Annotated in this window: 8 protein-coding genes; all 8 read left to right on the plus strand. The window is 41.4% G+C overall.

Annotated elements, in window-relative coordinates; genetic code table 11:
- The first annotated feature begins 58 nt into the window (after positions 1-58).
- The gene (gene mutL, locus K6V43_RS04775) at positions 59-1,996 is read left to right on the plus strand and encodes a DNA mismatch repair endonuclease MutL (RefSeq protein ID WP_222381993.1); all 1,938 of its coding nucleotides are present in this window, start codon (positions 59-61) and stop codon (positions 1,994-1,996) included.
- 73 nt (positions 1,997-2,069) lie between these two features.
- A complete protein-coding gene (locus tag K6V43_RS04780) occupies positions 2,070-2,435 on the plus strand; it encodes a helix-turn-helix domain-containing protein (RefSeq protein WP_222381996.1) in 366 nt (121 codons plus the stop codon).
- Between the two features lie 14 nt (positions 2,436-2,449).
- Positions 2,450-3,097 (plus strand): CPBP family intramembrane glutamic endopeptidase, encoded by a 648-nt coding sequence (locus tag K6V43_RS04785; protein WP_222381998.1) that lies wholly within the window; start codon positions 2,450-2,452, stop codon positions 3,095-3,097.
- A gap of 78 nt (positions 3,098-3,175) precedes the next feature.
- Positions 3,176-3,766 carry a Holliday junction branch migration protein RuvA gene (gene ruvA, locus K6V43_RS04790; RefSeq protein ID WP_222382000.1) on the plus strand — a complete coding sequence of 197 codons (591 nt, stop codon included), beginning with the start codon at positions 3,176-3,178 and terminating at the stop codon, positions 3,764-3,766.
- Between the two features lie 184 nt (positions 3,767-3,950).
- The gene (locus K6V43_RS04795) at positions 3,951-4,520 is read left to right on the plus strand and encodes a DNA-3-methyladenine glycosylase I (protein WP_222382002.1); all 570 of its coding nucleotides are present in this window, start codon (positions 3,951-3,953) and stop codon (positions 4,518-4,520) included.
- Positions 4,521-4,556: 36 nt separating this feature from the next.
- Positions 4,557-5,738, plus strand: a complete 1,182-nt coding sequence (locus K6V43_RS04800) for a competence/damage-inducible protein A (RefSeq protein WP_222382004.1) — start codon at positions 4,557-4,559, stop codon at positions 5,736-5,738.
- A gap of 51 nt (positions 5,739-5,789) precedes the next feature.
- Complete coding sequence (gene recA, locus K6V43_RS04805; RefSeq protein WP_024392836.1) at positions 5,790-6,944, plus strand: recombinase RecA; 1,155 nt, start codon at positions 5,790-5,792, stop codon at positions 6,942-6,944.
- Between the two features lie 213 nt (positions 6,945-7,157).
- Positions 7,158-7,556 carry a transcriptional regulator Spx gene (gene spx / locus K6V43_RS04810; protein ID WP_024392835.1) on the plus strand — a complete coding sequence of 133 codons (399 nt, stop codon included), beginning with the start codon at positions 7,158-7,160 and terminating at the stop codon, positions 7,554-7,556.
- Positions 7,557-7,688: the final 132 nt, after the last annotated feature.

Consider the following 7,688-nt stretch of genomic DNA (forward strand, 5'->3'; position numbering starts at 1 on the left):
TGGTATAATGGAAAAATAAGCATTCGGGAAAAATTATTAAAGAAATGTAGGAGAAATGATGTCACATATTATTGAACTACCAGAAATACTAGCCAACCAGATTGCGGCTGGTGAGGTCATTGAGCGACCGGCCAGTGTGGTTAAGGAGTTGGTGGAAAATTCCATTGACGCAGGGGCTAGTCAGATTGAAATTAGTGTTGAAGAGGCTGGCCTTAAAATGATTCAAATCACGGATAACGGTGAGGGGATTGCCCCTGATGAAGTAGCGCTTGCCCTCCGCCGTCACGCCACCAGTAAGATAAAAAGTCAATCGGATTTGTTTCGTATTCGTACCCTCGGTTTTCGTGGAGAAGCTCTTCCTTCCATTGCTTCTGTCAGTCATATGGTTATTGAGACAGCTACGGCAGACTCTACACACGGACTTCATTTGGAGGCCAAAGGTGGTGTCATCGAGAAAGAGGAGCCCGTTAGTCGTCCAGTTGGTACGCAGATTACTGTTTCGGATTTATTTTACAATACCCCTGCTCGTCTCAAATACGTTCGCAGTCAACAGGCTGAATTATCACATATTGTTGATGTTGTAAATCGATTGAGTCTAGCTCATCCGGAAATAGCTTTTGCCTTAGTAAACGAAGGACGAGAATTAATTAGAACTGCAGGGACAGGGAAACTTCGTCAGGCAATTTCAGGGATTTATGGGATTGCTTCTGCCAAAAAAATGGTTGAAATTGAGGCAGAAGACCTGGATTTTCAGATTTCAGGTTACGTTTCCTTGCCAGAGTTGACTCGTGCCAACCGCAACTACATTTCCATTTTCATCAATGGTCGCTATATCAAGAATTTTTTGCTGAATCGAGCGATTTTGGAAGGTTATGGTAGTAAGTTGATGGTTGGACGCTTTCCGCTGGCAGTCATTTCTATAGAAATTGACCCTTATCTTGCTGATGTCAATGTGCATCCGACCAAGCAGGAAGTTCGCATCTCCAAGGAAAAAGAACTTATGACCTTGATTCGAGAGGCGATTAGTCAAGCGCTTAAAGAGCAGGACTTGATACCAGATGCTCTTGAGAATTTAGCTAAGTCAAGTACTCGACCAAAAGTAAAAGTAGAGCAAGGCACCTTACCACTCAAAGAGCCAAAAATCTATTATGATACGATTAAGCAAGACTTCTTCTTAAAACCAGATGTGGTCGCTGAGGATGTCAAACCTCTCGAAGAGGATAGGCAAGAGATTGTTGAGTCGCCTGTCGAAAATAAACCGACATCCGTTCAATTTGCAGAACGTCAGTCGGTGGAATCAGGAGATCAGGAGCATCCTAATCTAAGTGCAAAAGAATTGGCAAAACTGGCAGATAAATTAGACCGGGAGGAAACATCGACATTTCCAGAGTTAGAATATTTTGGTCAAATGCATGGGACGTATTTATTTGCGCAAGGTAAGACAGGACTTTATATCATTGACCAGCATGCAGCACAAGAGAGGGTCAAATACGAATACTATCGTGAGAAAATTGGACAGGTTGACAATTCAGCTCAACAGTTATTGGTGCCGTATATTTTTGAATTTCCGCAGAATGATGCCCTTAACCTTGTCCACAAAATGGATGCTCTTCGTCAAGTTGGTGTCAACTTAGAAGAATATGGAGCTAATCAATTTATTCTGCGTGAACATCCTATTTGGATGAAGGAAGAGGAGATTGAGTCTGGCATCTATGAGATGTGTGACATGTTGCTCTTGACGGATCAGGTGTCTATCAAGCAGTATCGGGCAGAACTGGCCATCATGATGTCATGTAAACGGTCAATCAAGGCCAACCATGCTTTGGATGATTATTCGGCGCGTGATTTATTGAGACAATTGTCTTACTGCCAAAATCCCTATAACTGCCCGCACGGTCGTCCAGTTTTAGTGCATTTTAGCAAGTCGGACATGGAAAAAATGTTCCGTCGCATTCAAGAAAATCACACGAGTTTGCGAGAATTGGGGAAGTATTAAGGAATTTAACACCCGTGTAAAAGCATTTGAACTAGCTATTTTTACCGCCAACTTGTAAAGTAAAGGAGGAAACATGACTCATCTTGGACAGCTTATTCACATGGAGCGAACAAAACGACAGGAATCTCAAGAAACCTTGGCAAAAGCAATCGGAGTGTCACGGCAAACAGTCTTAAACTGGGAAAAAGGTCGCACCTTACCTGATAGTGCCAGTCTAGTCAGCATTGCCCAACGTTATCACCTATCTTTTGACCAACTGATTGGCTTACAAGTCAAGGCTAAGAAAAGGCGGGTCTGGATAAATTACCTGATTCTCCTAATACTATTCAGTCTTGGTATATTTGTCGGTGGTAATGCCACGCTCTTGTTCCCCTTCCTCATCGTTTTTCTCCTTGTCGGTTTCCTTATCCAAGAATTCATGTTGACCAAATCTTTATAAAGCGAGGTCATCGTATGATCCGAAAGGATAGACTGTTTATTGTATTTATTGTTCTTGGCGTACTCAATCTGCTGGTCAAGCTTCACCGTTATTTAGGGCTTAGTCCGACTTATAGTCTTTACTACCAGCTTGCTAGTTTTGTCTTGCTATTTGCACTTGGCATATACTACTATAAAGAGCTTATTTGGACTGATTTTGGAAAAATGCGGAGCTGGAAACTGCTTTATCAATTCCCTTTGTTTTATATTGCAGACTTTTTGGTCATGTATGGAGGAAGTTTTCTCCAATACTTGCTAATGAAATCACTCCATATCTCAGAAGGTATAGGCAATGTTACAGCAGTTGATAAGATAAACCAAATCGTCCCACTTCCGATCTTTTTGCTAATAGTGGGAATCGTCGGTCCGATTGTTGAAGAACTTTTTTATCGGAAATTTTTACAGGATAGTCTGAAAAATATATTGAATCCATGGTTGGCTTTTGTCTTGCAAGGTCTCATTTTTGGCTTAGGTCATGCTCGATCTATGGATGATTCAGAAATTATCAGTACGATTCCCCAGATTTGTTCGGGTATTTACCTGGGCTATCTCTATCACAGAACAGGTAATCTTTGTTATCCGATGCTCATTCATTGCGCAGGCAACCTCTCCATAGGATATTGAATCTTTAGCCTCGCTATTAATAGCAAGGCTTTTATGATACAATGAAGGGGCATAAATTATCATCAATGAAGGAATCATATGTACGACTATATCAAAGGAATTTTAACGAAAATAACTGCAAAATATATTGTGGTAGAAACGCATGGAGTAGGCTACATCTTGCAGGTTGCGAATCCCTACGCCTATTCAGGACAAGTCCAGCAAGAAGTAACTGTCTACACTCATCAGGTAATTCGTGAAGATGCTCATTTGCTCTACGGATTTGCGACTGAGAATGAAAAATCCGTCTTTCTGAGTCTGATTTCAGTATCAGGAATTGGTCCAACAACGGCTCTGGCTATTATTGCTGTCGATGATAATGATGGACTTGTTCGTGCCATTGAGCAGAAAAACATTACCTACCTGACCAAGTTTCCAAAGATTGGCAAGAAAACAGCCCAGCAGATGATTTTGGATCTGGAAGGCAAGTTTGTTATCAGCGAAGAAGCTGGTCCTGTCCAACAAGTAGCACCATCCAGTGAAAATATCGCCCTCGAAGAAGCTATGGAAGCCATGGAAGCGCTCGGTTACCGCCCAGCTGAACTCAAGAAAATCAAGAAATTCTTTGAAGGAACCAACGACACCGCCGAAAACTACATCAAGTCAGCACTCAAAATGTTGATGAAGTGATAGGATATTAAGGCGTTAAGCGATACAAAGCAAAATAGGAAAGCTTCCTAGATGCTTTGGCATCTAGGAAGTCTTTATCTTTTTGCAAAGTATCGTAGCCGTGTTCGATTACCCTACCAGTACGATGCTTGCTGAATTAAGTAGCTAAAAGTATTAAGTAAACTGTATGTGAAAAGGAGTTTCTATGTCCCGTTGTGCTTGGGTTAATCTAAATAATCCACTTTATATTGCTTACCATGATGATGAATGGGGTAAGCCACTTCACGATGAGCAGGCCCTGTTCGAGTTGCTTTGCTTGGAATCCTACCAAGCTGGACTTTCCTGGGAAATTGTTCTCAACAAACGCCAGGCTTTTCGCTCTGCTTTTTTCAACTATGATATTCAAAAGGTTGCGGCTATGACCGATAGCGAGTTAGACGGTCTTCTGAGCAATCCAGATATCATTCGTCACAAGGCTAAGTTGTACGCTACCCGCGCCAATGCCCAGGCTTTTCTTCGAGTACAGGAGGAATTCGGTACGTTTGATACGTATCTTTGGGAATGGGTGAACGGTGCAACAATTGACAACCCTGTCAAGTCCTTCCGAGAATTGCCGACCAAGAACGACTTGTCTGAGCGAATTTCAAAAGATTTGAAAAAGCGAGGTTTCAAATTTGTAGGTCCTGTATGTGTTTATTCTTATTTGCAGGCAGCAGGTCTGTTGAATGAACACGAAGAATCTTGCGATTTTCGAAATCCCTTACGAACTAATTAGATGAGCGAGCAATCGCACCCTAGACAGAGGAGGAATATGAAAGCAGAACTAATCGCCGTTGGGACGGAGATTTTGACAGGCCAAATCGTTAATACCAATGCTCAGTTCCTTTCGGAGAAATGTGCAGAGCTGGGAATTGATGTTTATTTCCACACAGCTGTTGGAGATAATGAACAGCGGCTTTTGTCTGTACTGGAAGTAGCCAGTCAGCGGAGCGACTTGATCATTTTATGTGGTGGTTTAGGTCCAACTGAAGACGACTTGACTAAGCAAACTTTAGCAACATTTTTGCAAAAGGAGTTGGTTGTTGACGAACTAGCGATGGCAAAATTAGACCGTTTCTTTGCCAGTCGACCAGGTCGAGTTCGCACACCTAATAATGAGCGTCAAGCACAGATTGTGGAGGGAAGTCAGGCGCTACAGAACCCAGCTGGTTTAGCTGTTGGTGGTATGATTGAGCAAGATGGTGTGACCTATATTGTTTTGCCCGGACCACCAAGTGAACTCAAGGCTATGTTTTCTGAGAGTCTGTTACCTTTTTTGACTCAATCTCAGCAGCAACTTTACTCGCGTGTCCTACGCTTTTTTGGCATTGGCGAAAGCCAGTTGGTAACTGTTTTGGCTGACTTGATTGACAAGCAGACAGACCCGACTCTTGCGCCTTATGCAAAAGTTGGAGAGGTGACGCTTCGTTTATCTACGAAGGCAGATAGTCAGGAAGAAGCGAACGTGCGTTTGAATCAGTTGGAAGAAGAGATATTGCAACGTGACCATTTGAGAGATTTTTTCTATGCATATGGGGATGATAATAGTTTGGTTAAAACCGTAGCGACTCTTTTAGAGGAAGAGAAACAATCTTTGGGCATCCTAGAGCATGGAACAGGTGGTTTATTACAAGCAGAATTGAGTCTGGCTTTGGCTGATCAGCCGTATTTTAGCGGAGGGAAAGTCATCGGTCAGCTAGGGACAGAATCGGGCAGGTTATCAGAAGAAGCAAGTCGTATTCGGGAGGAACTACAAGCTGATTTAGGGCTAGTAGTGTCGGTGGTGGTCAAGCCAGAATCAACAGTAGACAACGTACTTGCTAAAGTATATCTAGCCTTGGCCAGTACCTCGGGTATTTCCAAAAAAGAGGTAGATTTAGGAGGTTATTCATGGCCATACCTCCGTCAACTTGCTTGTTTACAGGCGTTAGATTTTGTACGAAACACTTTGTGAAATAGCAGATATTTGCTATAATAGTTTGACTAAGAAAAGAGGAGAAAATCATTGGCTAAGAAACCAGGAAAAAAATTAGAAGATATTACAAAGAAATTTGGCGATGAGCGTAAAAAAGCGCTGGATGATGCCCTAAAATCAATTGAAAAAGATTTTGGTAAGGGGGCTGTCATGCGTCTTGGTGAGCGTGCTGAGCAAAAAGTTCAAGTCATGAGTTCAGGTAGCTTGTCAATCGACATTGCGCTTGGAGCGGGTGGCTATCCGAAGGGGCGTATCATTGAAATTTATGGTCCAGAAAGTTCAGGTAAGACAACAGTTGCTCTTCATGCTGTGGCTCAAGCACAGAAAGAAGGTGGAATTGCAGCCTTTATTGATGCAGAACATGCTTTGGATCCAGCCTATGCAGCAGCCCTAGGGGTAAATATTGATGAATTACTTTTGTCTCAACCAGACTCAGGGGAACAAGGTCTAGAGATTGCAGGCAAGTTGATTGACTCTGGCGCGGTTGACTTAGTTGTCGTTGACTCTGTGGCAGCTCTTGTACCTCGTGCAGAAATTGATGGTGATATTGGTGATAGTCACGTAGGTTTGCAAGCACGCATGATGAGTCAGGCTATGCGTAAGTTGTCAGCTTCTATCAACAAGACCAAGACAATTGCTATCTTTATCAACCAGTTACGTGAAAAAGTTGGGGTGATGTTTGGTAACCCTGAAACAACACCTGGTGGACGTGCTCTTAAGTTCTATGCATCTGTTCGTATGGATGTCCGCGGAAATACGCAGATCAAAGGTACTGGTGATCAAAAAGATCAAAACGTTGGTAAGGAAACCAAGGTCAAGATTGTGAAGAATAAGGTAGCTCCTCCGTTTAAGGAAGCTGTCGTTGAAATCATGTATGGAGAGGGAATTTCTCGCACAGGTGAATTGATCGAGATCGGTAGCAACCTTGGTATTATTCAAAAAGCAGGTGCCTGGTATTCTTATAATGGAGAAAAAATCGGACAAGGCTCTGAAAATGCTAAGAAATTCTTGGCAGACAATCCAGCAATCTTTGATGAAATCGACCGTAAGATTCGTATTCACTATGGTTTGATTGAAGCGGATGAAGAACAAGAAGTAGTGGAAGCAGAAGAAAAGACGATTGCTGTTGAAGATATACAAGATGTTGTACTTGATCTAGATGGTGGCATTGAGTTAGAAGACTAGGATGTTGAAATGGGAGGAAAAGATTTCTCCCTTTTCTCTTTTTTAGGAGAATAACCACGAAAGAAACCTATATTTTGAGGAATTTTAGTTGGGATTTCCGAATTTTCGCCAATAAATTTTGAGTTTTTCTAAAAAATAGGTCTACAGACTGAGTATTTATATGGTATAATGTAATATAATGTGCTTAATAAAATGTAGCAAAGGAGTGACTACATGATAAAAATTTATACAGTATCTAGTTGTACCTCTTGTAAAAAAGCAAAGAATTGGTTGAATGCACATCAACTATCCTATAATGAACACAATTTGGGAAAAGAGGCAATTACAAAAGAAGAAATTCTTAACATCTTAACAAAGACTGAAAATGGGATTGCAAGCATTGTTTCATCGAAAAATCGTTATGCAAAAAGTTTAGATTTTGATATTGAGGAGTTAAGTGTGAACGAAGTAATCGATTTGATTACCTCTAATCCTCGCATTTTAAAAAGTCCAATATTAATTGATGAGAAAAGACTCCAAGTTGGCTATAAGGAAGATGATATCCGTGCATTTTTACCTCGTTCTGTAAGAAATGTTGAGAATGCACAGGCCCGCATGAGAGCAGCTTTATAAATTGTGTTGAGAGAGCTCTAAAATAAGGTAAATTCTCAAAGTAAGTTCTAGTTCCCGTTCTTCCAGAAGTTACTCTGAGAAAACTGCATAAAATCAACAGAATTTAGTCTCAGACTAAGTTCTGTTTTTTGA

Origin of the sequence: Streptococcus suis, assembly GCF_019794615.1 — a bacterium.
GTDB lineage: Bacteria > Bacillota > Bacilli > Lactobacillales > Streptococcaceae > Streptococcus > Streptococcus suis_AI.

Excerpts from the sequence above, each read along its gene's own strand:
- K6V43_RS04795 (WP_222382002.1), top strand. The coding sequence starts at position 3,951 with ATGTCCCGTTGTGCTTGGGTTAATCTAAATAATCCACTTTATATTGCT.
- spx (WP_024392835.1), top strand. The coding sequence starts at position 7,158 with ATGATAAAAATTTATACAGTATCTAGTTGTACCTCTTGTAAAAAAGCA.
- K6V43_RS04785 (WP_222381998.1), top strand. The coding sequence starts at position 2,450 with ATGATCCGAAAGGATAGACTGTTTATTGTATTTATTGTTCTTGGCGTA.
- ruvA (WP_222382000.1), top strand. The coding sequence starts at position 3,176 with ATGTACGACTATATCAAAGGAATTTTAACGAAAATAACTGCAAAATAT.
- K6V43_RS04800 (WP_222382004.1), top strand. The coding sequence starts at position 4,557 with ATGAAAGCAGAACTAATCGCCGTTGGGACGGAGATTTTGACAGGCCAA.
- mutL (WP_222381993.1), top strand. The coding sequence starts at position 59 with ATGTCACATATTATTGAACTACCAGAAATACTAGCCAACCAGATTGCG.
- K6V43_RS04780 (WP_222381996.1), top strand. The coding sequence starts at position 2,070 with ATGACTCATCTTGGACAGCTTATTCACATGGAGCGAACAAAACGACAG.